The organism is Streptomyces coelicoflavus (assembly GCF_045041415.1).
Taxonomy (GTDB): domain Bacteria; phylum Actinomycetota; class Actinomycetes; order Streptomycetales; family Streptomycetaceae; genus Streptomyces; species Streptomyces coelicoflavus.
This window is the reverse complement of record NZ_CP108218.1, coordinates 7,044,905-7,067,841: the sequence shown is the minus strand read 5'-3', so window position 1 is coordinate 7,067,841 and position 22,937 is coordinate 7,044,905. Positions and strand designations below refer to the sequence as shown.

At 73.6% G+C, this 22,937-nt stretch carries 18 protein-coding genes; 9 read left to right on the top strand and 9 right to left on the bottom strand.

All coding sequences use genetic code 11. The features are described from left to right. The first annotated feature begins 8 nt into the window (after positions 1 to 8). From OHA99_RS31775 to OHA99_RS31755, 5 genes are all read left to right on the top strand, one after another. Complete coding sequence (locus OHA99_RS31775) at positions 9 to 1,766, top strand: NAD(P)/FAD-dependent oxidoreductase (RefSeq protein WP_153180897.1); 1,758 nt, start codon at positions 9 to 11, stop codon at positions 1,764 to 1,766. A gap of 150 nt (positions 1,767 to 1,916) precedes the next feature. Next, positions 1,917 to 2,441 carry an RNA polymerase sigma factor gene (locus tag OHA99_RS31770; RefSeq protein WP_228126245.1) on the top strand — a complete coding sequence of 175 codons (525 nt, stop codon included), beginning with the start codon at positions 1,917 to 1,919 and terminating at the stop codon, positions 2,439 to 2,441. Positions 2,442 to 2,494: 53 nt separating this feature from the next. Then, entirely contained in the window at positions 2,495 to 3,172 is a 678-nt protein-coding gene (locus tag OHA99_RS31765; protein ID WP_153180896.1) for a hypothetical protein, read from the top strand. An 89-nt stretch (positions 3,173 to 3,261) separates the two neighbouring features. Further along, the gene (locus OHA99_RS31760) at positions 3,262 to 4,815 is read left to right on the top strand and encodes an ABC1 kinase family protein (protein ID WP_405698465.1); all 1,554 of its coding nucleotides are present in this window, start codon (positions 3,262 to 3,264) and stop codon (positions 4,813 to 4,815) included. A gap of 95 nt (positions 4,816 to 4,910) precedes the next feature. Further along, entirely contained in the window at positions 4,911 to 5,807 is an 897-nt protein-coding gene (locus OHA99_RS31755; protein WP_405698464.1) for an SAM-dependent methyltransferase, read from the top strand. 82 nt (positions 5,808 to 5,889) lie between these two features. Here the strand turns inward: OHA99_RS31755 and OHA99_RS31750 are convergent, their stop codons facing one another. The 9 genes from OHA99_RS31750 to OHA99_RS31710 all read right to left on the bottom strand — a co-directional run bounded on the left by OHA99_RS31750 (position 5,890) and on the right by OHA99_RS31710 (position 15,066). After that, positions 5,890 to 7,134, bottom strand: a complete 1,245-nt coding sequence (locus tag OHA99_RS31750; protein ID WP_194280175.1) for a wax ester/triacylglycerol synthase domain-containing protein — start codon at positions 7,132 to 7,134, stop codon at positions 5,890 to 5,892. 56 nt (positions 7,135 to 7,190) lie between these two features. Next, positions 7,191 to 8,513 carry an FAD-binding oxidoreductase gene (locus tag OHA99_RS31745; protein ID WP_153180893.1) on the bottom strand — a complete coding sequence of 441 codons (1,323 nt, stop codon included), beginning with the start codon at positions 8,511 to 8,513 and terminating at the stop codon, positions 7,191 to 7,193. Continuing rightward, positions 8,510 to 9,106 (bottom strand): flavin reductase family protein, encoded by a 597-nt coding sequence (locus OHA99_RS31740; RefSeq protein ID WP_194280174.1) that lies wholly within the window; start codon positions 9,104 to 9,106, stop codon positions 8,510 to 8,512. Before OHA99_RS31740 ends, OHA99_RS31745 begins: the two co-directional genes overlap by 4 nt. Then, positions 9,078 to 9,545, bottom strand: a complete 468-nt coding sequence (locus OHA99_RS31735) for an aromatase/cyclase (protein WP_153180892.1) — start codon at positions 9,543 to 9,545, stop codon at positions 9,078 to 9,080. Before OHA99_RS31735 ends, OHA99_RS31740 begins: the two co-directional genes overlap by 29 nt. 97 nt (positions 9,546 to 9,642) lie before the next feature. Further along, complete coding sequence (locus OHA99_RS31730; RefSeq protein ID WP_405698463.1) at positions 9,643 to 11,031, bottom strand: aspartate aminotransferase family protein; 1,389 nt, start codon at positions 11,029 to 11,031, stop codon at positions 9,643 to 9,645. Then, positions 11,031 to 12,161 carry an SDR family oxidoreductase gene (locus OHA99_RS31725; protein ID WP_381571032.1) on the bottom strand — a complete coding sequence of 377 codons (1,131 nt, stop codon included), beginning with the start codon at positions 12,159 to 12,161 and terminating at the stop codon, positions 11,031 to 11,033. The genes OHA99_RS31730 and OHA99_RS31725 overlap by 1 nt, the downstream gene beginning before the upstream one ends. Positions 12,162 to 12,277: 116 nt before the next feature. Beyond that, positions 12,278 to 13,411: an acyl-CoA dehydrogenase family protein gene (locus tag OHA99_RS31720; RefSeq protein ID WP_153180889.1), complete on the bottom strand. Its 1,134-nt coding sequence runs from the start codon at positions 13,409 to 13,411 to the stop codon at positions 12,278 to 12,280. A gap of 184 nt (positions 13,412 to 13,595) precedes the next feature. Further along, on the bottom strand, positions 13,596 to 14,558 hold the full coding sequence (locus tag OHA99_RS31715) for a bifunctional lysylphosphatidylglycerol flippase/synthetase MprF (protein WP_153180888.1): 963 nt from the start codon (positions 14,556 to 14,558) through the stop codon (positions 13,596 to 13,598). Then, entirely contained in the window at positions 14,542 to 15,066 is a 525-nt protein-coding gene (locus OHA99_RS31710; RefSeq protein WP_405698462.1) for a hypothetical protein, read from the bottom strand. Before OHA99_RS31710 ends, OHA99_RS31715 begins: the two co-directional genes overlap by 17 nt. A gap of 147 nt (positions 15,067 to 15,213) precedes the next feature. On the opposite strand from OHA99_RS31710, the gene OHA99_RS31705 reads away from it, so the two are divergent. The 4 genes from OHA99_RS31705 to OHA99_RS31690 all read left to right on the top strand — a co-directional run bounded on the left by OHA99_RS31705 (position 15,214) and on the right by OHA99_RS31690 (position 22,891). Beyond that, positions 15,214 to 16,632, top strand: coding sequence for a PLP-dependent aminotransferase family protein (locus tag OHA99_RS31705; RefSeq protein ID WP_153180886.1), 1,419 nt, complete (start codon positions 15,214 to 15,216; stop codon positions 16,630 to 16,632). A 395-nt stretch (positions 16,633 to 17,027) separates the two neighbouring features. Then, positions 17,028 to 18,614, top strand: coding sequence for an alkaline phosphatase D family protein (locus tag OHA99_RS31700; RefSeq protein WP_366473420.1), 1,587 nt, complete (start codon positions 17,028 to 17,030; stop codon positions 18,612 to 18,614). Positions 18,615 to 18,767: 153 nt separating this feature from the next. Next, entirely contained in the window at positions 18,768 to 20,171 is a 1,404-nt protein-coding gene (locus OHA99_RS31695; RefSeq protein ID WP_153180885.1) for an SWIM zinc finger family protein, read from the top strand. Next, complete coding sequence (locus OHA99_RS31690) at positions 20,168 to 22,891, top strand: DUF6493 family protein (RefSeq protein WP_405698461.1); 2,724 nt, start codon at positions 20,168 to 20,170, stop codon at positions 22,889 to 22,891. The genes OHA99_RS31695 and OHA99_RS31690 overlap by 4 nt, the downstream gene beginning before the upstream one ends. Positions 22,892 to 22,937 lie beyond the last annotated feature (46 nt).

Genomic DNA, 22,937 nt, shown 5'->3' with positions numbered 1-22,937 from the left:
CCGCCAACATGCAAGAAGACCAGCGTGTTTTCGATGTCGCCATCGTCGGAGGCGGCATCGGCGGGACGATTCTGGGGACCGTCCTCGCCCGCCACGGCGTGCGCGTGCTGCTGCTGGAGGGCAGCGGTCATCCCCGGTTCGCCATCGGAGAGTCCACCGTCCCCGAGACCACGTTCGGCCTGAGGGTCCTGGCCCGCCGCTACGACGTGCCCGAACTCGAGCACCTGGCGACCAACGCGGCACTGCGCCGCCACGTGTCGTCCAACTGCGGGGTCAAGCGGAACTTCAGTTTCGTCTACCACCGGGAGGGCGAGCCGACCCGGCCCGACGAGTGCACGCAGTACCCCACCTGGGGCCCGCCGCTCGGTCCCGACTCGCACTACTTCCGGCAGGACGTGGACGCGTACATGTTCCACGTCGCCGTGTCCTACGGCGTCACCGCGTACACCCACACCATGGTCGACGACGTGAAGTTCGAGGAGGACGGGGCCACCCTCGTCACCCGGGACCGCGGCAGCTTCCGGGCGTCGTACGTGGTCGACGCCGGCGGAATGCGGGCCATGCTGCCCGAGCGGCTCGGGCTGCGGCAGGAGCCGCCGTACCGGACCCGCTCGCGCACCATCTTCACGCACATGGTGGACGTGCGCCCCTTCGACGCCGTGTCGCCGCCGCGCGAACAGCACCGCATGCCCAGCCCGTTCAGCCAGGGCACGCTCCACCACATGTTCCAGGGCGGCTGGCTCTGGGTCATCCCCTTCGACAACCAGTCGACCAGCACGAACGAGCTGTGCAGCGTCGGCCTCAATCTCGACCTCGACCAGTACCCCCGCCCGGACGACATGTCGGCGGAGGACGAGTTCTGGCAGCACCTGCGCCGGTTCCCCAGCGTGGCCCGGCAGTTCGAGCGGGCGCGAGCGGTCCGGCCGTACGTGTCCACCGACCGCACCCAGTTCGCCTCGCAGAAGGTCGTCGGCGACCGGTGGTGCCTGCTGCCGCACGCCAGCGACTTCATCGACCCGCTCTTCTCCAGCGGGCTGGCCGTCACGGTGATGGCGCTCAACGCCCTGGGCCACCGGCTCATCGACGCCGTGCGCCAGGACGACTTCGACACCGCCCGGTTCGCTTACCTGGACCACTGGACCAAGCGCATGTTCCGGTTCTACGACGACCTGGTGTCGTGCAGCTACGTCGCGTTCGACGACTTCGACCTGTGGAACGCGTGGAACCGGGTGTGGACCCTCACCACGCTCTACGGCACGAACGCGCAGAACCAGGCCGCCGTGACGTACGAGAAGACGCACGACCCGGCCTGCTTCGACGTCCTGGAGATGCCGCCGTACCGGGGGCTCCAGGGTATGGACAATCCCTGGGTGGAGCGGATGTTCGACCAGTCGCGCGACGCGGTACTCGCCTACCGGGCGGGTGAGTCGACGAAGGAGCAGACGATCGCCCGCATCTACGAGGTGCTGGGCGAGAGCGGCCTCGTCCCGTCCGTCTGGGGGACTCTGGACCCCGAGAACCGCTGCCCGGCCGGGGTGTTCACGCTCTGGCCGCTGATGAAGATCCTGCTGTGGGGCAAGTACCGCTCCCCCCGGCACGTGCGGGGCTCCTACTTCACCGGCGGCGCGCGGCTGGTGGGCAAGGAGGCGGTCCAGGCGTGCACCGGCGAACTGCGCGCCGGCAGCTCGCTGGTGCACCAGACCGTACGGGACATGTGGGTCAACTGGAACCGCGACTGGGCACGTCGGCCCGCCCCTCGGAAATGAGCGCGAAAAAACATTTCCGCCGACTCGCGGAACCATACATTCCGGTTTGCCCCCGGAGAGGCTCGGGTAGGAAAACCACATGGCCGACAAATAGAAAGTCGGCCGCGGTTCCCCCTGCCCAATCCGAGAGACAACGGGCTGCAATCCACCATGGTGCGACATTCCACCTGCCAATCGCCCGCTGAATGCTCCTGGGAAGACATCTTCCAGCACCAGGACCGCCTCATGCGATTGGTTCGACGAAGACTGCCGAGTTTCCAGGACGCCGAGGACTGCGTTCAGGAGACCATGGCCCGCGCAGCCGCTCACGCCGCGTTGGACAGGAATCGGCTCGGTTCCTTTCTGACGTCCGTGGCGCTCCGCCTCTGCATCGACTTCTACCGGGACATGGAGCGTCGCAGCAGACTTCTGCAGCGCGCAGCGTTCGTGGACACCTTCGGCACGACCGAGGACGATGTCTGCGACCAGGACTTCGGCCGTTGGCTGCTGAGCCAGGTGCAACACCTGCGGGGACGGGAACAGGAGGTCATACTCGCCCGGGCCAAAGGAATTTCCACCGCGGAATTCGCTCGCATGCACAACATTTCCGTCAAGGCGGCCGAAGCCGCTTTCACCAGGGGACGCGCCCGCTTGAAAAGCGCGTGCGCGAAATCCTTGGAAGGCTGCCCCGGATAACAGCCGGCACCCTCACCTCTCCCCTCACAGAGAAACGGAAAGGGACCACACTCATGGGCAACAGCAAGAACATCCAGGACATCATCAAAGATCTGATCGGCGATATGACCGACAGCTGGAAGGAAGCCTTCGACGACCTCCTGAACCGGGACGACTCGGACTCGTCGAGCGGATCCGGCAGCGCCGTCAACACGCTGGCCGGGCTTCCCCCGAACGCCCTCGCCGCGCTGGCCGGGGCCGTCAACCCGGCGACCGCGCTCGCGGGTGTCGCCAATCCGCTGGCCGCCTTCGGCGGAGTCGGCGGGATCGGCGCCGCCAACCCGCTCGCCGGCCTCACCGGTGCCGTGGGCGCCGCCAACCCGCTCGCGGCCGCGCTGGGCGGTGCGGGCAACCCCCTGGCCGCGATGGGCGGTGCCGCCAATCCGCTCGCCGCGGTCGGGGGCGCGGCCGGTGCGCTCGGCGGGCTCGGTCAGCTGGCCGGAGGCCTCGGACACGCGGCGAGCGGGGCGGGCGACCTGATGTCGCTCCCGACCCAGCTGGCCCAGCTGACCCAGGTGCTCCCCAAGCTCCTCGACACGGTCCAGGGCCTTCAGAACGCGGCCAACCTGCCGGCCCAGGCCGGACAGCAGGGTCTCGCCGCGCTGCAAGGCCTCGCCGGGCCGCTCCAGGGCCTTGCGGGGCAGCAGGGGGGCGACAAACCGCACGGCGGTCAGTCCTCGTCCTCGAGCTGACCGGTCGTACCACCACCGCGCCGGCCGGCTCCACGCGGGACGCCGGCCGACGTTCGTACGCGCGTCGCACCTGAGGAGGATCACACACGATGACGTCTGTCGTCGGCGACCGGCTACGTCTCGTGGTCAAGGTCCTTGGCAGCCTCGTGGCCGACGAGGTGGGTCTGACGGCCCGGCTGCGGGGGCGTACGAAGCGGGACGCGCGGCCCCCGGCGGAGGGCACCGACGCCTCCGCCGGGTCCGACCAGCGCCGCGCCAAGGCGGTGCGGCACGCCCTGGAGAGCCTCGGCCCCTTCTACGTGAAGCTCGGTCAGATCCTGTCCACCAGACCGGACATGGTCCCGGAGTCCATCCGGGACGAACTCCAGAACCTGCACGACGAGGTCGACGTCCAGCCGTTCTCACAGTTCGAGCCGGTGCTGGCCCGGGACCTCGGGCCGGACTGGAAGCTGCGCTTCGACGACGTCGAGACCTCGGCTCCGCTGGGCGCGGCGTCCCTCGCCCAGGTCTACCGGGTGACGCTGCCCGGCGGGCGCGCCGCCGTGGTCAAGATCCAACGGCCCGGCATCCGCGAGGGCGTGCTCGCGGACATGGCCCTGATGCGCCGGGCGTCGCGGATCGTGGCCCGGGTCGCTCCACGGTTCAACGAGGTCATCGACATCGAGGCGATGCTCGGCTCGGTCTTCGACGCCATGGAGCCGGAGCTGGACTTCACCGGCGAGGCCCGCAACATGGACGAGGCACGCGAGCACGTCCGGCCGTTCCGTTCCCTGGAGGTGCCCCGGGTCCTGCACGCGAGTCCCCGGGTCCTCGTCCAGTCGCTGGCGGACGGGAAGTCGGTGCGGCACGTCGACCGCGCCCACTTCACGGACGGCGAACGCGTGGAGATCGGCAAGGACCTGCTGCGCTTCATGTACCACGGGTACTTCGTCCACCGCTTCTTCCACGCCGACCCGCACGCGGGCAACGTCTTCGCCGCACCCGGGGGTCCGGCCACCCTGATCGACTGGGGCATGGTCGGCCGGCTGGACCGGCGGACCAGCCTGCAACTGCTGCCGCTGTTCATGACCCTGGCGCAGAACGACGGCGCGGGCCTGGCCCAGCACTGGGCCGAGATGGGCCGGATGACGCCGTGGGCCAACATGCAGGCGTTCGCCGCCGACATGGCGGCCTTCGTGCCGAAGGTCTCCCATCTGGCCCTGGAGGACATGAACTTCGGCGTCTCGCTCACCACCGTGCTGGCCAAGGCGACCAAGCGGGGCATCGGTTCGCCGCCCGCGGTGTCGCTGCTCGGCAAGTCCTTCGCGAACCTGGACGGCTCGGTGCGCTGCCTGGCACCCGAGATCACCCTGCCGGAGGTGTTCCAGGGGGAGGTGCCGAAGATCCTGTTCGCCCTCGGCCGCGAGTTCCTCGGCCGCAACCAGTTCGCCCGGAACTCCATGGAACTGCTTCTGGCCGCCGTCACCAGCCCCGACCAGGTCCGGGGCGTCCTGTCCGACGTGGCCAACCGGCAGTTCGCGCTGAACATCCACGAGCCGCGCACCCCCGCCGCGATGGGCGGCCAACGGCCCACCCGCCCCTCCAGGGGCATGCTCGCGCTGGGTGCCGCCGCCTTCCTGCTGGGCCGCCGCCGCTCGGGCTGACCCGGCCCCCGCACGGCCGCCGCGCGCCGGCCGGCCCCGTCCCCTGACACCGTCCCCTGACGCACCGTCACGATCCGCCGTTCCCAGGAGGTCCCATGCCGGAATCCACCCGCCCCCAGTCGGCCAGCGGGCGGCGGTCACCGTCCGTACCGGCCGCCCGAGCACCGGAGGGCCTCTCGCACGCGGCGCTCTGGACCGCCGCGGCGCACGCGGCGGAGGCCCTGCGGCCCGCGCCGTACGTCCTCGACCCGTGGGCCGCCGACTTCCTGCACGCGGCCCGGTTCCAGGGGGGTCCGCCCGGTGACGGGCCGATGCAGCGCCTGCTGCCCGACTGGCAGGTGGTGCGTTCCCGCTTCTTCGACGACCACCTGCTGACCGCGGCCCGTTCGGGCTGCCGTCAGGTGGTCGTCCTCGGGGCCGGCCTGGACACCCGCGCGTTCCGGATCCAGTGGCCCACCGGGGTGCACCTCTTCGAGGTCGAGGTCCCTTCCGTCCTGGCGTTCAAGGAACGCGTGCTGGACGGCAGCCCGGTCACCTGCGGACGCCGCACCACCGTCGGCGCCGACGTCACGGGGGCGTGGGGCGAGGCGCTCGTCGCGGCGGGCTTCGATCCCGGCAGGCCCACCGCCTGGCTCTGCGAGGCCCCGCTGTACTTCCTCCGCCCCGGCCAGGTGGCGGCCGTCGTCACCACGATGACGGAACTGTCCGCCGACGGCAGCACCTTCGGCGCCGAGTGCGTGAACTCCCGGGCGGTGGACTCGCCCCTAGTGGCGCCCTTCCTCAACGCCCTCGCCACGATCGGGGCGGCCTGGAACTGGCAACTCGCCGAACCCGAGGAGTGGTGGGCCGAGTACGGCTGGGAGGCCCGGGTCGCCGACCTGTTCACCCTGCCGTACGCGATGGAACGGCTGGCCCTGTACCTGCCGCTGGTCGGCGAGGCGGCCGCCAAGTGCGCCTTCCTCACGACCGGAACGCTGCGCGGCACGCGCTGAACCCGCGTGCCGCGGACGAAGCCCCGTGACACGGACGAAGCCCCGGGCGGCGGCCCGGGGCTTCGCGCCGTACGGCGAGGCGTCAGCGGCGTTCCAGCTCCAGCAGCGCCGCGAGCCACAGGTCGGGGAGCTCGTCGGCGGTGCGCAGCGCCACGTCGTGCACGACGGTCAGGCAGGCGGTGTCGTGCTGGCTGGTCAGCGTCACCACGCTGCGGATGCCGGACGCGACGCTCGTGTAGACGGCCGCCCGCCGGGCCGCGAGCCCCTGGTGGACCAGCGCCGTACCGAAGTTCACGCTGCTCACCGGCCCCGCGACGAGCCTGCCGTGCACCAGCCGGACGCCGACCCGGGCACCGACGGACCGCGGGGTGGCCGCCAGCAGCACGCGCATGGAGTCGCGCCGCCGGCCGGTCCGCAGCCCGTTCATCGCGGCCACGACCCGGGCCAGCGCCCGCTGCGGGGACTCCTCGTCGCACGGCAGCAGGATCCGGGCGGTGATCATGCGGTTGCCCGGGGCCCGCTCCTCGCCCCGGGCGCGGACGGACATCGGGATCGCCACGGGCAACGGCGGATGCACCGTGCCAGTCTCCTTCAGGTGCCAGGTGTGGACGGCGTGGGACAGGGCGGCGAGGTAGACGTCGGTCACGGTGGCCCCGTACCCGCGGCCGACGGCGCGGAGCCGGGCGAGTGAGGTCTCCGCGTGGCACACGTCGACGCGCCCGGTGCACACGCCGTCGAAGGCCGGTTTCGCCGTGGCCGCGCCGAAAGCCCCCGCCAGGTCCCCCAGCGTGCCCACGAGGCCGGCGGCGGTGGGCAGGCGGCGGGGCTGCGGAACCGGCCCGCCCTCCGGGTCGTCGCCGAGCAGGGCGCGGGCGGTGTAGGCGGCGCCCACACCGTCCTGGAACGCGTGGTCGGTGCGGTAGCAGAGCGTGTGGCGGCCCGCCGGACCGTGCACCAGCCACACGTCCCAGGGCGGGCGGCCGTCGGCGTTCATGGGACGGGACAGCATCAGCCGCCCGGTCGCCGACCCGTCGGTGTCCTCGGGCAGCCACGCCTCGTGCACGTGCCGGTCCGCCGCGATCCGGTCCACCCTCCGGAACCTGCGGCGCTCCCGCGCGATGCGGTAGTGCAACGCCGGGATGCCGTGGGCGCGTTCGGCCACCCGCGCCCGGAGCGAGTCCAGGGTCGGCGCCGCGCCGTCGAACGCGAACGCGAACACGACGGGGAGCGGCCGGCCCCGCGCGGCCAGGTGAAAGGCGACATCGACGGTGCCCATGGTCACGGACGGCGGCAGTTGACCGTCCCTGCCCAGGCTGAGTCGCAGCATGTGAACCTCCCGGTCGGTCTCAGGAACTGGAATGGGACACCACGGCACGGCGGCCGTCAGCAGACACGCCGCACGGCCCACCCGTGTGCGTCCACACAGGCGCGGAGCAGGGGGCGCACAGGGCCGCTCAGGGGCAGACGGGGGGCGCGCGAGCGGTGCCAGGGAAGCGGGTCGCCGGGATCCGGCTCGCCGAGCAGTGCGCCCGCCACATGTGCGCCGTGCGCCACGGAGAGGGCGAGACCGTGGCCGCCGCAGCCGCCGATGTACCAGACGTCGGAGTACCCCGGCACCGGCCCGACCACCGGAAGGCCGTCGGCGGTCATGCCGATCCGGCCGGACCACCGGTGGGTGACCCGGACCCGGGCCAGGTCGGGGTGCAGGGCCCGCAGCCAGCGCTCCAGCCGGGCCCAGGCACGCTCGCGCACCGCCTGGAGCCGGGGCGCGGCGAGCCCGGCCGGAACCGTGGCAGTGCCGCCGCCCGCGACCAGGCCCCCGTCCGGGAGCAGACGGAAGTACGGCGCCAGCGGCACCGCGTCGACCACGGCGGGTCCGGCGCGTCCGCCCAGCAGCTCGTACGCGGCGGAGCTCAGCCGCCCGGTGGCGACGGCGTACACCTCCAGCGGCAGGATGGTGCCGACCGGCAGGTCCAGCGCCTGCGCGGCGGAGTTGACGGCCAGCACCGCCTGCCCGGCGTACAGGCGGCCGTGCGGCAGGACCAGCTCCGGGCCGACCAGGTCGCCGGGGCGCAGGGCGAGCAGCGGGCTGCGGCCGTAGAAGCGCACGCCCTTGTCGGCACAGGCGCGTGCGAGGGCGCAGGTCAGGGCGGCCGGGTCGAGGGTGGCGGCCGGGCGGTGCAGGAGCGCGGCGCGGTAGGACACCGCGACGCGTTCGCGGATGCCGGCCGGGGAGAGGACGGGGAGGTCCAGGCCCAGTTCGCGGCCGGCGCGGGCCTGGCGGGCGAGTGCCACCAGGCCCGCGGGCGAGCGGGTGGCCATGAGCTGCTCGCCGGGCCGCAGCCCGCAGGGCACGTCGAGCCGGGAGCACAGGTCGAGCACGTCCCGTACCGCCTGCTGACTGGCCCGGTGCATCCGGTGTGCCGTCCGGGCGCCGAAGCGGCGTACCGCGTGGTCGAGGGCGGGGCCGGCGCGAGGGCCGAGGAGTCCGGTGCCCCGGCCGCTGGCCCCGGCGGCCGGGTGCTGTGCGTCGATCACCGCGATGTCGAGCCCGGGGGCGCGTTCCGCGAGGTGGTAGGCGCAGGACAGCCCGGCCAGACCGGCCCCGACGACGGCCACGTCCGCGGTGACCACGCCGTGCAGTTGGGGCTGCGGCGGCAGTTCCGCCCGGTCCCAGCACGGCGTTCCGGCCGGCTGCCCACTCATCCGGCGGCGTCCGGCACCGGCTCGGTCAGCGCGCCGAACCTGCGGTCGTGCCACAGCAGGGGACGGCCGGCGCCCACGTGCACGGCGGCCACCCGGCCGACGACCAGGTGGTGGTCGCCGTAGCGGCGGACGTCCTCGGTGAGGCACACCGACCAGGCGAGCGCCCCGGCCAGCACGGGGACGCCCAGCACCTGCCGCATGTCCGTCCCCGCGAACCGCTCGGCCGCGGTCGTGGTGGGAGACGCGAACCGGCCGGCCAGGTCCTGCTGTTCCTCGCGCAGCAGGTGCACGGCGAAGGTGCGGCGGGAGCGGACGGCGGCGAGGGTGCGGGAGCCGTCCCGCAGACAGGCCAGGAGCAGCGGTGGCCGGGCGGAGAGCGAGGTGACGGCGGAGACGGTCATGCCGAGCGGGCCGTCCTCGCCGCGGGCGGTCACGACGGTCACTCCGGCGGCCAGCTTGGCGTAGAGGCCGAGGCAGCGGGCGGCGCCCGGCCCGGGTTCCTCGTGCAGGGGCTCCCCGTGCGGGGGTCCGGCGGACGGGGTCTCGACGGTCGCCGCCGCCCGGTCAGCCACGAGCCGCAGTCGCGCGTTCATCGATCACCTCCGCGTCCGCCAGGCCCCGCAGCACACGGGCGATGTTGGTGCGCACCGTCGACTCGGCCACCGGGTCGAGGATCTCGGCCAGTGAGGGGATGCCGAGGTCGAAGGCGGCGGTGAAGACGACGAGGGTGCCGCCGTCCCGCGGCTCGCACCGCCAGCTGCCCTCGAAGGTCTGGAAGTCGCCGCTGAGCTGCTCGAAGGCGAGGGAATGGGTATCGGGCGAGTAGGTGTCGCGCTCCCGCCAGCGCATCAGGCCGCCCCGGAACTCGACGGTCCAGTCCGAGACGGTGGAGCCGTCGGGCAGCGTCGGTTCGACGCGCACCTCGCGGAAGACGTCGCTGTACTCGGGGTAGCTGCCGAAGTCGCTGATGCGGCGGTAGACGTCGGCGGGTGCGAGGCCCTCGGCGAGGGCGTGCAGGACCACGTGGCGCATGGGGCGTTCGGTTCCTTCCGGGTGGTGGGCAAACGCGGGTGCCGGGGGTGGGCAGACGCGGGGTGCCGGCCGGCCTTTCAGCGCGCCGGCCGGACGTTCAGCGCGCCGGCCGGTCCGACATGCGGTCGGCCGTACTGTGCAGGGCCTCGGCGAGGGTGGTGAGGAACAGGTCCAGCTCGGCGTCCGCGACGACGGCCGGCGGGGTCAGCCGCAGCACCCGGGTGGAGTTGAGGGAGTGGTTGACGAGGACACCGCGGGCGATCAGCTCGAGGAGCAGCTCGCCGACCGCCTGTTCCTCGGCGAACTCGATGCCGATCAGCAGTCCCCGGCCGCGCACCTCGCGGACCAGACCGCCCTCGTACGGAGCGCACACCTCCCGTACGGCGGCGAGGAGGCGCAGGCCGAGCGCGGCGGTCCGGGCCACGGTGTTCTCGGCCTCCATCGCCCGTACGGTGGCCAGCGCGGCGGCGCAGGCGATCGGGGACGCGCCGAAGGTGGAGGTGTGCAGGTACGGGTCGCGGCTGAACGGACCGTAGGCCTCCGCGGTGGCGGCCATGGCGGCGATCGGTACGACCCCGCCGCTGAGCCCCTTGCCGGCCAGCAGCACGTCCGGGCACACCCCTTCGGCGTCGACGCCCCACCAGGTGCCGAGGCGTCCCATGCCGGTCTGGATCTCGTCGACCACCAGCAGGGCGCCGTAGGCACTGCACAGGGCGCGCACCTGCCTCAGGTAGCCGCGGCGGGGGATGCGGACGCCGCCTTCGCCCTGGACGGGTTCGACGATGACGCAGGCACGGTCGCGCCGGGCCGCGAGCGCCTGTTCGAGGTCGGCCGGGTCGTCGTAGTCGACCTGGGTGACGTCGGGGAGCAACGGCTGGAAGGGCGTCTGGTAGGTGGCGTTGGCGGTGACGCTGAGGGCGCCGAGTGTCTTGCCGTGGAAGCCGCGCCGGGTGGTGATCACCGAGGTGCGGCCGTGGGCGCGGGCGAGTTTCAGGGCGGCCTCGGTGGCCTCGGCGCCGGAGTTGACGAAGTGGACGTAGTCGACGCCGGGCGGGGTGTGGGCGGCGAGGGCCTGGGCGGCTCGGGCGGCGACGGGTTCGAGGAAGACGCGGCTGGCCAGCGGGTGGGTGTCGATCTGCCGGTGCACGGCTTCGACGACGGCCGGGTGGCGGTGGCCGAGGATGAAGACGCCGTAGCCGCCGAAGTCCAGGAAGCGCCGGCCGTCGTCGGCGTGGATCCAGGCGCCCTCGGAGCGGACCTCGGCCATGCCGCCCATGACCCGGCCCATGACGGCGCGGCCGGAGCCGATGTGCTTGAGGTAGAGGTCCACGACATCGGTCCGGCCGGCGGCCGCGCCGGACTCGGCGGACTCTGCGGGCTCGGAGGACTCGGCGGGCTCGGAGGGCTCGGCGGGCTCGGCGGCTTGGGCGCCCTGGACGGCTCGGGCGGCTCGGGCGGCTTCCGCGGAAGGGGGCGACACGGTCATCACGCCACCTCCGTGCCGGCCGCCGCGGCGGCGGCGGGCTCACGGTGTCGCCCGGACAGGCCGGCGCGGTCCGCCGCCCAGCTCTCCAGATTGCGTACGAGTGCGGCGCGGATGTCGGCATGGGTCACACGGGTGCCGCAGTCGGGGGTGCCCAGGGAGGTGTCGAACGGCAGCTCGCGCTGGAAGACCAGCAGCAGTTCGGCGTAGTGCCGGAACCGCTGCCGCACCGAGGCGGGCAGGGAGGTGCCCTCCAGCATGGGCAGCAGCAGCCGGTGGACGGCCTCGACGGGGATGAGCCGGGGCCGCGGTGGCCGGGGCAGGCCGCGGCGGACGGCGAACTCGGCGCAGGTGTCGGCGATCTCGCTCAGAGCGGGCGCCTGACTGCCCGCGGTGAGCCAGTACTCGCCGCTGCCGACGCCGCCGCGGATCAGGGTGCCGACGGCGCGGGTGACGTAGTCCTGCGGGATCATGTCGACCCGCGCCTCGGGGGCGCCGGGCAGCACCGGTACCTGGCCGAGGACCATCGCGCCGATCGTCTTGGTGAGGCCCTGCTGTCCGGCGATGCGGCCGGTGGCGGAGTGGCCCATGACGACGGAGGGCCGCACGATGGCACCGGGCAGCCCGGCCTCGCGCGTCAGTTGCTCGGCCCTGCTCTTGGAGTCGAGGTAGGCGGCGGCGCCGGGGAAGCGCTCCCGGTCCTCGTCACTCGGCGTGTTGGCGACGAACGCGGTGCTGACCAGGTAGAAGGGCGCGTCCGCACGGGCGGCCAGGTCGAGCATCGTCTCCGCACCGAGGGTGTTGGTGCGCACGATCTCCTCGGGCGGGGTGCGCCAGTTGGTCTGGGCGGCGGAGTGCAGCACCACGTCGACGCGCAGGGCCAGTTCGTACCACTCGCCGGCGCCCAGTCCGAGGCGCGGGGCGAGGAGGTCGCCCTCGACCTCGCGCACGCGCGGATCGTGCAGGGGCCTGCTGCGGCGCAGGCAGAGCAGGTCGTAGTCGGGTGCCAGTTCGTCGATCAGGGCCCGCCCGAGGACTCCGGAACCGCCGGTCAGCAGCAGGGTGGGACGTTCGCGCACGGTGGCGCGGGGCGGTGCGGGAAGGACGGTGGGACGAGTGGCGTTGAGCGGCATGGTGGGCTCCCCTCGACGGGTTTCGACTGCCGTGGAACGTGGGGGCGGCGGGACGGCGGCCGGTACGGGGTTCGGTGGGACGGCGGCCGGTACGGGGCTCCCCGGGCCCCGTGGGGTCACGCGATGGCGAGCGGACCGTCGGCCAGGTACGCCGAGAGCGGGCCCGTCATGCGCGAGCGCGACGGCGGGTGCAGGGCCAGCCCGTTGGCGCAGGCGGCCAGGTGGCCCACCTCGTCCGAGGTCATGAAGTTCAGTCCGCCGAGCAGTTCGACCGCGCGGGGGACGATGCGGGCGAGGGCGTCCTGGACGCCGTAGCGCACGCACAGCGACTGGGCGAGGGCCGACTCGTCCACTTCCCCGGCGTCGACGCGGCGGGCGACGCTCTCGGCGGTGGCCATCGCGGCCTCGGTCTCGACGAAGAGGCGCACCCGCTCGTGCTCGGGGACCCGCTCGTTCAGCAGCACCCGTTCCACCAGGGCGGACGCGGCGCCGAGGTAGCTGCCCGTCATCAGCACCTGGAACCAGACCAGGCCGGCGGTCTGGAGCTCGTCGAGACGGTCCCCGGAGGTCGTGGCGGTGCGCAGGACGAGTTCCGGCGGGACGAGGACGTCGGTGAGCGTGACCTGTTCGCTCTCGGCTCCGGCCAGGAAGGTGCTGGACCAGAAGCCGCTGACGCTCAGGCCCTCGCTGTCGGCGGGCACGAGGGCAACGGCGAGTTCGTCGCCCTGTCCGTCCTCGCGCGGGATCACCACGCCCGCGGTGAGCACGTCCATCGAGTGGGCGAGGCTGCACGGCCGTTTGACGCCGTTGACTCGGATGCCGTCGGCGGTCACGGTGGCACTCATCGACGGGTCCAGGATGCCGGCGCCGGGGCGCCCCTCGGCGAAGCCGGAGGCGATGACGCGGTTGCTCGACGCGACGCCCTCGATGAGCATCCACTCCAGGCCGTCGCCGAGGCCGCCGAGACCGACCAGGGTCGCCATGGAGAAGTGGTGCATGGTGGTGGCCACGGCCAGGGACGGCGAGCGGCTGCCGATGGCCCGCTGCACCCGCAGCGCGTCCAGCGCGGTGGCGCCGCGCCCCTGGTGGGACTCGGGGACGAGGAGTCCGGGGCCACCGCTGTCCCGGAAGAGCCGGATGCCAGGGCTGCCCGGCCGTTCCAGTTCCATCAGGGGGATCTCCCGCAGTGCGGGGTCCAGGTCGGGCAGCAGCTTGGCGAGGGTGGTGCGTTCACGCTCGAGGAATCTCATGGGCGTGCGGTCCTCCTGGACGGATGAGGGCGGGGCGGGACTGCGGTACGGACGGGACGGGCGTGCAACCGCGCGACGGACGGGACGAACGGGACGGACGGGGAACTGCGCGACGGACGGGGAACTGCACGGCGGACGGGACGGAGGCGAATGCGAAAAGGCACACCGGCCGGGGCGGCGGCTCTCAGACGGCGTTGGTGGCGCGCAGGAGCTGCCAGACGGCCCCGAGGCGGGGCCGGCCGCGGAAGGCGATGTACTCCGGGAGTACGGCGTGCGGGGCCCACTTCTGCTTGTACTCGAGCTGGGAGGCCGCGGGGTAGATCGCGTCGCCGTGCTCGGCCAGCAGGCGGGCGAACCGGCTGAACAGACCGCTGGCCCCGGGCAGTTCGTGACCCGGGTCGAGCCCGGTGAACGGCGTGAACCCGAAGTGCAGCCAGCCGGCTCCGTCGGCGGTCAGCCGCTCCATGACGGTGGCGTTGAGCGCCTCCATCACGCCGGGCGGGGCGTCGGGGCTGCGGCGGCTGAGGTCGTGCAGCATGCCGGGGCGGCTGCCGTACACCGGCGAGTAGTTGACGTAGCCGACCGCCTCGCCGCCGATCCGGCCGACGAACAGGCGCCGGTGCCGCTGAAGGCTGCCGGTCCGCTGGCCGACCAGGAACCGCAGCTCCTTGACGTGCCGCCCCTTGTCCCGGAGCCAGCGCTGGTCGAGGCGGTCGAGCTCGGCGCAGTCGTCGCCGTCCCGGACCTCGGCGATCTCCAGGCCGGCCCGCCGGGCGCGCGAGATCTTGTTCCGCAGGCGCACGAACCGTGAGCCGCGCAGCGTGAAACGGCTCAGGTCCACGGCGTACGAGGCGCCGATCTGGTTGACCGTGAAGCCTCGCGCCGCGTACAGCTCGGCGTCCGCCCGTTGCAGCTGTACGGCGACCAGGCGGCGTCCGGTGTGGGCGGCGAAGGCCTCCAGGAGGCGCGTGCGGTGCTCGGGCGCCGTGAAGGGACCGCCGAATTGCAGGACGTAGCGCCCGGAGGTGCGGTAGGCGCAGGCACCGTCGAACCGGTCGTCCTGGAAGTACGAGTTCCCGCTGTTGAGAGCGAGAAAGGAACTGGGGTTGTCGCTGTGCGCGGCGAGCGTGTCATGTACGGACGGCATCGGTGCCCTCCAGGGAATTCCGCGCCGCACCGGTCGCGCCGGGTACACGAGAGCCTCGGGAATCCCTTTCCGGCCCGTATTTCTGCTCGAACAGCCGGAACGCCGGGCTGGCTTCCGGTTCGAAGGCGACACCGAAGGGTTTCAGGGAGTTCCCGAAGAGCGCCCGGTCGCCCATGAGATGGATCGGAAGGGCCAGCAGCGCCCATTCCGGCCGGACGAACAGGGCCCACGCCCCGGCCAGGACGCCTGCGGTGACCAGGCTGTGCATCGTGTTGTAGGCCACGTAGTAGCCACGCGGAACCGGTCGGTCCGGGTGGCGCCGGAAGGCGATCGCGCCGGGAACATATCCGATGGCGTCGATCACGGCGAACAGCAGCACGAAAACGCCCCAGCGGATTTCCGTACGGTGCTGGACCGCGAGCACGAGTGATACGGCGAGAAAGCCCAGCCATTCGAGTCGGGAGAGAGCGAAGGTGACCTTCGTCTCGAAACGGTTCTTGGCGTCCACGGGCGCTCCTGAATTGCGCTGACGATTCCGGGGCCGGCATCGGCCTGCCCCCTCGCTGTGGTCTGTCACTCGGTTTACGCACCGACGGCTCCAACCCCTCGTAAAGTGGGGGCGATTGGGACGGGTGATCCTCGGGGGGCTGTTTTCATGACGTCAGCGTGGGAGTTGCTGCTGCCCGCCGCGTCGGCGCCGGCACGCGCGCGTGGCCGCGCACTTCAGGAGGCGCTGCGGGACGCGGTCCGCTCGGGCCGGCTCGCCGCGGGCACCCGCCTGCCGTCGAGCCGGGACCTCGCGGCCGACCTCGGCGTGTCGCGGGGGCTGGTCACGGAGGCGTACGAGCAGCTGACGGCCGAGGGCTATCTGCGCAGCGGACGGGGTGCGGGCACCTGGGTGGGCGACGCCGTGCGCGCTGCCCGGCCCCGCGCGCGGGATCTCGCCCCGCGCTCTCGCGGCGACCTGGCGGACTTCGTGCCGGGGACACCGGACCTGTCGCTGTTCCCCCGTTCGGCGTGGGCCGCGGCGCAGCGGAGCGTGCTGACGGACCTGCCGCACGAGAGCCTCGGCTATCCCGACCCGCGGGGGCTGCCCCGGCTGCGGTCCGCCCTGGCCGAACTGCTCGCGCGGCGCCGGGGCGTGGTGGCGGACCCCGAGCGCATCGTGGTGGTCTCAGGGGTGGCGCAGGCGACCGCGCTGCTGGCGAGCGTGCTCCACGCGCGCGGGACGCGCACCGCGGGCGTCGAGGATCCCGGCAGCCCCCAGCACTGCGCGCTGTACGCCTCGGCGGGCGTCGGCACCGTCCCACTGCCCCTGGACGGCGAGGGACTCGCCCTGGGCCCGCTGCACGCCTCGGGCGTACGCGTCGTGGTGACGACCCCGGCCCACCAGTTCCCCACCGGGATCGCCTACTCGGCCCGGCGCCGTGCCGAACTGCTCGCCTGGGCACGGTCCGTGGACGGCCTCGTCCTGGAGGACGACTACGACGGCGACTTCCGTTACGACCGTGCCCCCGTGGGCGCGCTCCAGGGGCTCGACCCGGAGCGCGTCGCCTATACGGGCTCGGTCAGCAAGTCCCTCGCCCCGGGGCTGCGGCTGGGCTGGCTGCTGGTGCCGGACTGGCTGGCGGACGACGTCGTCGAGCGCAAGCGCACCACCGACCTCGGGCATCCGGCCCTCGACCAGGCACTCTTCGCCCGCTTCGTCGAGCACGGCGACTACGACCGCCAGCTCCGTGTCTGCCAGCGCGCCTACCGGGAGCGCCGCGATGCCCTGGTAGCGGCACTGACCGAGCACTTCCCGGGCTCACGGGTCACCGGCATCGCCGCCGGCCTGCACGCCATCGCCACGCTGCCCGAGCGGTACGGGCCCGAGGAGCGCTTCCTCGCGCGCGTGGAGGAGGCGGGCGTCGCGGTGCGCTCGCTGACGGCGTACGGGCACGGTGGGGTGGCGGGCGATCAGGTGGCAGGTGCCTCGCGGTCCCCGGAGCAGGTACGGCTGGTGCTGGGGTACGCGCATCTGACGCCGGGGCGGATCCGGGCCGGGGTGGCGAGGATGGCGGCGGCCGTGTGAACCCGGCGGCCCGGCTCGCGGTGGATACGGCGATCCGGCTCGCGGTGATTACGGCGATCCGGCTCGTGGCGACTACGGCGATCCGACTCGCGGTGATCAGGCCGATCCGGCTCGCGGTGGATACGGCGGCCGACCCGCGGTGCTTACGGCGGCCCGACCCGCGGTGGATACGACGGCCGACCCGTGGTGGGTACTCCGGCCGACCCGTGGTGGGTACTCCGGCCGACCCGCGGTGGGTACTCCGGCCCGTCTCGCACGGGCGCGGGCCGCTCACCCGTCCCGGTTGTTCACCCGCATTTTCCCCGGGCGCCGCGCCGTACCAGTAGGTCTGGCTGCGCACAGTGGCCCGAACACCACCCGAGAGCGGGCCGGATCCCGTCCCTGGAGGCGCATCCATGTCACCACGTCCGTTGCCCGGCCGCCGCAGCGTGCTGCGCGGTTCGCTCGCCGCGTCGGCGGCCCTGACCCTGCCCACCGCCCTCGCGGCGGCGCCGGCGTTCGCCCGTTCGGGGCGGCCGGGGGCGGGCTGGGGCGTGCAGACGGGAGACGTGACCTCCCACTCCGGTCTGGTGTGGGTGCGGTCCGACCGGCCGGCCCGGATGATCGTCGAGACGTCCGCGACCGAGTCGTTCCGCCGCCCGCACCGGTGGCACGGCCCGCTGCTCGGGCGCGACACCGACTTCACCGGCACCACGCGGCTGCGCGGCCTGCCGCCGGGCGAGCAGATCCACTACCGGGTACTGCTCGCCGACCCGGACGACCCGCGCCGTACCGGTGAGCCGGTCTCCGGCACCTTCCGCACCGTGCCGGCCCGCCGGCGCGACGGCGTGCGCTTCGTGTGGTCCGGCGACCTCGCCGGCCAGGGCTGGGGCATCAACCCGGACCTCGGCGGCTATCGCATCTACGACGCCATGGGCGCCCTGGACCCCGACTTCTTCCTGTGCAGCGGCGACAACATCTACGCCGACGGCCCCATCCCGGAGACGGCCGCCCTGCCCGACGGCGGCACCTGGCGGAACATCACGACCGAGGAGAAGTCCAAGGTCGCCGAGACCCTCGCGGAGTTCCGCGGCAACTTCCGCTACAACCTGCTCGACGAGAACCTGCGGCGCTTCAACGCCCAGGTCCCGTCGATCGTCCAGTGGGACGACCACGAGGTGCGCAACAACTGGTACCCGGGGCAGGTGATCGCCGAGACGGACGACCGGTACCGCGAGAAGAGCGTCGACGTGCTGGCCGCCCGTGCCCGGCGCGCGTTCGGCGAGTACTTCCCGCTCTCCACCCTGCGCCCCGGCGCGCGCGAGGGCCGGGTGCACCGGGTGCTGCGCCAGGGCCCGTTGCTGGACGTGTTCGTGCTGGACATGCGGACGTACCGCAACGCCAACTCCCCCGGCGGCCGGCGCGTGGACCCCCAGGGCATCCTGGGCCGCGAGCAGTTGGACTGGCTCAAGCGGGAGCTGGCCCGGTCGCGTGCGGTGTGGAAGGTGATCGCGGCGGACATGCCGATCGGTCTGGTCGTGCCGGACGCCACCGAGGGCGAGGCGAACATCGAGGGGATCGCGCAGGGCGATCCCGGCGCACCCCTGGGGCGCGAGCTTCAGATCGCAGAGCTGCTGCGCTTCGTCAAGCACCGGCGGATCACGGGCACGGTGTGGCTGACGGCCGACGTCCACCACACGTCGGCCCAGCACTACCAGCCGTCGCGGGCGGCGTTCGGCGACTTCGAGCCGTTCTGGGAGTTCGTGTCCGGGCCGCTCAACGCGGGCGCGTTCCCCGCCAGTGCGCTGGACGGCACCTTCGGTCCCGAACGCGTCTTCGTGAAGGCGCCGACGGCTTCCAACGTGTCGCCCGCGGGCGGCTACCAGTTCTTCGGCGAGGTCGACATCGACGGCGCAAGCGCCGAGATGACGGTGCGGCTGCGCGAGCAGGACGGCACGGTGCTGTTCACGAAGGTGCTGCGGCCGGGCCGGGTCGGCCAGTAGTCCCGTAGCCTGTCGCAGGCGAGCCGCGCGCCGGCGTCATCCCCCGGTGCGCGGCCCCGCGCGCGATGCTGGCGCGTGCGTCGAACTACCGTCCCCGAGCGCCCGTTTGTGCTGGTCACAGCGATTGTCAGTGGGCGCCTCTACGGTTTTTCCATGACGCGATCTTTGCAGGCCGTGGCCTATCGACGACCCTCCGTACTGGAGTCCGCGGCGGGCGGACGACGCCTGGGGCTGGAGACCTCCCGGGGCGCGACGCCCGCCGGTGCCGTGGACCATCCGCAGTTCTTCGCGGGGTTCCTGACGTCGCCCCAGAAGGCGTCCGCGGCGCTGCTCGCGGTGGCCGACGTGGCCGCCGCGCGGTACTACCAGCCGCAGCTGCGCGCCTCGCTCGACCCGGTGGTGACGGGCAGCGGCGACCGACTGCGTTTCGAGTCCTTCTCCGGCTGCGGCGGGGTGTACGCCCGCCTGGACGTGCTGGAGGCGGGCCTCGACGGCGGGCAGGTCGGACACGGCACGACGAACGTCGACGTCAACGACCCGTTGCGCGAGGCCCTGTCCCGGACCGGCGCCGACGACCCGCTGCATCTGCGCGTCGGTCCCGAGGAGCTGGCCGTGACCACGCTGGACGGCCCGGTCGTGGAGAAGAAGGTGCCGTTGCCCGACCGGTGGCTGCGCGGCTTCGCCGAGGCCCAGGTCATAGCGGCCGGCTTCGACCTGCGGGCCGAACTGGGCGCGGCCGAGGCGGTGCGCTTCCTGCGGGCCCTGCCCCGCGGTGGCAGGAACGGAGCGGGTGGCCCCCGGTGGGTGGTGCCGTCGGGTCGTTCGCTGCGGCCGACGACGCGTGCGGTGCCCGGCGCGGTGTGCCTGCCCGGCCCGGAGCGCCTGGTCGCGCTGCGGCGCGTACTGCGGCACGCCACGGCCCTGCGGGTCTACGGGCCGACGGTCGCCCCGGGGAGCGCCGCCACCGCCTCCGCCTGGGAGGTGCTCCTGCCGGGCATGCGCCTCACGCTCACCCTGTCCCCCGACGCCGCACGCGGGTTCTCCGGGGAGGGCGGTGTGCTCGACGCGCTGGCCACCGACGAGGCCGCCGGGGACGCCGAGCTGGTCTCGGTGCTCCTCGCCTGGGAGCCGCGGATCGACATCGCCGACCTGGCCGCCGCCTCGGGGCTGACCGCGGAGCGGGTGCGTGCGGCGCTGGTCCGCCTCGGCACGTCGGGACGCGTCGGTTACGACACCGCGGAGGCGGCCTACTTCCACCGGGAGCTGCCGTACGACGCGGAGCGCGTGGAGCGCCACAATCCCCGGCTGCGTTCGGCCCGTGTCCTGGTGGCCGCGGGAGCGGTCGCCCTGGACGGCCCGGTCGGGACGGTCACGGCCGAGGACGGTCACGTGCACCGGGTGCGCGAGGAGGCGGGGGTCCTCACGTGCAGCTGTCTGTGGTGGGCCAAGTACCGGGGCGGGCGCGGGCCGTGCAAGCACGCGCTGGCGGTACGGATGGTACGGAGGGGCGCCGCGGACGCGCGGGGGACGGTTCGGATCGACGGGGGTGCGCGATGACGACGGCTACGGAGGCGCCTGCGACCGGGAGCGGGTGCGGGACGGCGGAAACGGCCGGGCTGCTGGTCGGGGCGGTGCGAGCGGGGCGGACGGCCGAGGTCGTGTCACTGCTCGACGGCATGACGGACGCGCAACGGCGCGCCTGCTTCCCCGGGTTGAAGGCCGTCCGCCAGGAGCTGCGGACGGCTCGCTGGTCCGCGGAGTCCCGCCTGGCCCACCCGGCACTGCACGCGGCCGGGGCCGCCTGCCAGACCGGCGCGGCGGCCGTGGCGAGCTGGCTCGCGGCCGTCGACATGCGCTGGTCGCAGGCGTCACCGGCGGTCCTGCTGCATGTGCTGGGCGACCGGGACCCCGGGTGGCTGGCAGACGTGGTGCACCGGCTCGCCCAGCGCCCGGCCGGTTCCAACGTGTCGTACGAGCTGATGGCCGGCCTCGTGCGGTTGTCCGGCTGCCCGGTGCCCACGACGGAGGCGTACGTCCAGGGCTGGCTGGACCACGTCGGCGGCGCCTGGCAGCGCGGGGGAACGGTCTGCGACCGGCTGCGCCGGGACCCGCACGTGTCGGAGCTGGTCGCCGTCCTCTTCCGCACCGAAGGCGTCGGAGTGCGGCTGGGCTGGCTGTCCGGCGACGGGCCCGACGGCTGGACCGGCGCCCTGGCCCGGCTGACCGCCGAGGGCACACTCGACCGGCGGACGATGGTCGACGCGTGTGTGGCCCGGCTGCTGCGCGGTGGCACGCCGGCCGAGCTGCGGGTGTTCCTGCGCCTGCTGCACGACCTGGCGCTCACCCGTGAGGAGGAGCGGCTGCGGACGGCCGACTGGACGGCGCTCGCCTCGGACGCGGTGCCGGCAGTGGCCTCCCACGCCCAGTCGGTGCTGGGGGCCCTGGCCCTGGCGGGAGAGCTGGCGCCGCGACGGTTGGCGGAGGTGACCGACGCGGTGCTGTTCCGCAGCGAGCGGAAGCTCGTCCGGGCGCAGCTCGTGCTGCTGGGCAAGGTGCTCACGCGGGATCCCGCCACGGCCGACGCGTTGCTGCCGGCCGCCGCCCAGGCGTTCGGGCACGAGGACTCCGACGTGCAGGAGCGGGCCCTGAAGCTGGCCGAGCGGCACCTCCGCAAGTTCACCGACGAGGGCGTCCGGGAGGAACTCGCCGGTGCGGCGGAACAGTTGGTCCCGGCTCTGCGCGCGCGGGCGGTCCGCACCCTGGGGGCGACACCGCCGGACTCCCGGGCCTTCGCCCACGAGGAGGTGCTGCCCGCCGTGCCGCAGCGGGCGCGTCTGGCTCCCGCTCCGGATTCGGCGCTCGAAGTCGCCGAGGAGATCAGCGCGCTGCTGGCCTCGGGGGGTGACGTGTCCGCCTTCGAGCGCGCCCTGGACGGGCTGGTCCGGCACGCCCACCGGGACCGGGAGGCGCTGCTGGAAGCCCTCGAACCGGTGGTCGCCCGGCGCTGGTGGGCCGAGCGCGAACTGCGGCCCGGCCACCCGTCGGACGACTTCTTCGCTCGCCGCCCCGAACTCTTCGACGGCTCGCGGGCCTTGGACCTCCTGCTGGCGACCCTGCACGGGAAGGTGAGCACGGACACCCTGCACCGGGTGGTCCAGGACGGGGTGCCGGACTCGGGCTGTGTGCACAACTCACTGGCCCGCTCCTTCGCGGCCCGCATGTGGGAGGTGGCGCACCGGCTGCGCACCGATCCCCCGCCGTTTCTTCTGGCCACCCCCACCTGGGGCACCGGCCTGCTCGAACCCGGCGACCTGGTGGACCGCCTGGACGCCTACCGGTGCGCGGGCGCCCGGGTGGCGGCGGTCGACTTCGGCCAGGCACTGCTGCGTGTGCGCCGGGACGACCGGACGGCGGCGGTGGCGTCGGCGCGACGCGCGGCAGCGCTCGGGACCGAGCAGGGTGATCGGCTCGCCCGCCTGCTGACCGGCGAGTGGACCGCCCCTTCCACCACCCGGCGGTCGACGGCCACCCGCATCCTGGTGGACCTCGGGGAGGCGCCCGGACTTCGGGCGGAAGAGTTCCCCGCCGCCCTCCGGCTGCTGGGACGTCCGGCGAGTCCCTCCTCGGACCGGTGGTACTGCGGCCACTGGAGCGTCGAGATACGACAGCACTGGTTCGCCGTCCTGCCCGAGCGGCCGGAGCTGGTGGCCGCCCGGCTGCTGCGGGACGTGTCCGAGGCGGCCGTGGACGACCAGCGGGGCGCCGCCGCCGCGGTGCTGCCCCACCTCGCCGACGCGGACGGCGAAGCGGGCGAGGCGGTGCACCTGTGTCTGGCCTACGGGCTGGGTGCCCGGCATGCCGAGGACCGGCTGGCCGCCGTGGACGCCCTGCTGGTGCTGGCGGCACGCGGCCGGCTGGACCCGGAGCGGCTCGGCGCGGATCTCGGGCAGTTGGTGCGGCGCGGAGAGGTGAAGCCGGTGCGGCTCGCCGACGCGGTGCGCACCGCCTCGGCGACGGGGGCGAACGCCACGGTGTGGGCGGTCCTCCGCCAGGTCCTGCCCGTACTGCTCGCCGACCTCTCCGCCGGCGCGACGGCATCCTCGGCCCGTGGGCTCGGTGAGCTGCTGGCGGTGGCGGCCGAGTGCGCCGAGCGGACGGGCGCCCGGGGCGGGCTGCCGCACCTGCCGGGGGTGGCGGACCGGCGCGGCACGTCCCGGCTCGTCACGCAGGCGCGGCGGCTGCGGGACGCGCTGGCGGAGGAACCGGCCGCCTCCTGACGCCAGACCGAACCAAAGGCGGACGAATGCGACGGAAGCCTTCTTT

Bases quoted from the DNA above. Each gene is read 5' to 3' on its own strand.
- OHA99_RS31770 (WP_228126245.1), top strand. From the start codon at position 1,917: ATGGTGCGACATTCCACCTGCCAATCGCCCGCTGAATGCTCCTGGGAA.
- OHA99_RS31690 (WP_405698461.1), top strand. From the start codon at position 20,168: ATGACGACGGCTACGGAGGCGCCTGCGACCGGGAGCGGGTGCGGGACG.
- OHA99_RS31745 (WP_153180893.1), bottom strand. From the start codon at position 8,513: ATGAGTGGGCAGCCGGCCGGAACGCCGTGCTGGGACCGGGCGGAACTG.
- OHA99_RS31735 (WP_153180892.1), bottom strand. From the start codon at position 9,545: ATGCGCCACGTGGTCCTGCACGCCCTCGCCGAGGGCCTCGCACCCGCC.
- OHA99_RS31695 (WP_153180885.1), top strand. From the start codon at position 18,768: ATGACGCGATCTTTGCAGGCCGTGGCCTATCGACGACCCTCCGTACTG.
- OHA99_RS31705 (WP_153180886.1), top strand. From the start codon at position 15,214: ATGACGTCAGCGTGGGAGTTGCTGCTGCCCGCCGCGTCGGCGCCGGCA.
- OHA99_RS31720 (WP_153180889.1), bottom strand. From the start codon at position 13,411: ATGAGATTCCTCGAGCGTGAACGCACCACCCTCGCCAAGCTGCTGCCC.
- OHA99_RS31730 (WP_405698463.1), bottom strand. From the start codon at position 11,031: ATGACCGTGTCGCCCCCTTCCGCGGAAGCCGCCCGAGCCGCCCGAGCC.
- OHA99_RS31740 (WP_194280174.1), bottom strand. From the start codon at position 9,106: ATGAACGCGCGACTGCGGCTCGTGGCTGACCGGGCGGCGGCGACCGTC.
- OHA99_RS31750 (WP_194280175.1), bottom strand. From the start codon at position 7,134: ATGCTGCGACTCAGCCTGGGCAGGGACGGTCAACTGCCGCCGTCCGTG.
- OHA99_RS31760 (WP_405698465.1), top strand. From the start codon at position 3,262: ATGACGTCTGTCGTCGGCGACCGGCTACGTCTCGTGGTCAAGGTCCTT.
- OHA99_RS31725 (WP_381571032.1), bottom strand. From the start codon at position 12,161: ATGCCGCTCAACGCCACTCGTCCCACCGTCCTTCCCGCACCGCCCCGC.
- OHA99_RS31700 (WP_366473420.1), top strand. From the start codon at position 17,028: ATGTCACCACGTCCGTTGCCCGGCCGCCGCAGCGTGCTGCGCGGTTCG.
- OHA99_RS31765 (WP_153180896.1), top strand. From the start codon at position 2,495: ATGGGCAACAGCAAGAACATCCAGGACATCATCAAAGATCTGATCGGC.
- OHA99_RS31755 (WP_405698464.1), top strand. From the start codon at position 4,911: ATGCCGGAATCCACCCGCCCCCAGTCGGCCAGCGGGCGGCGGTCACCG.
- OHA99_RS31715 (WP_153180888.1), bottom strand. From the start codon at position 14,558: ATGCCGTCCGTACATGACACGCTCGCCGCGCACAGCGACAACCCCAGT.
- OHA99_RS31775 (WP_153180897.1), top strand. From the start codon at position 9: ATGCAAGAAGACCAGCGTGTTTTCGATGTCGCCATCGTCGGAGGCGGC.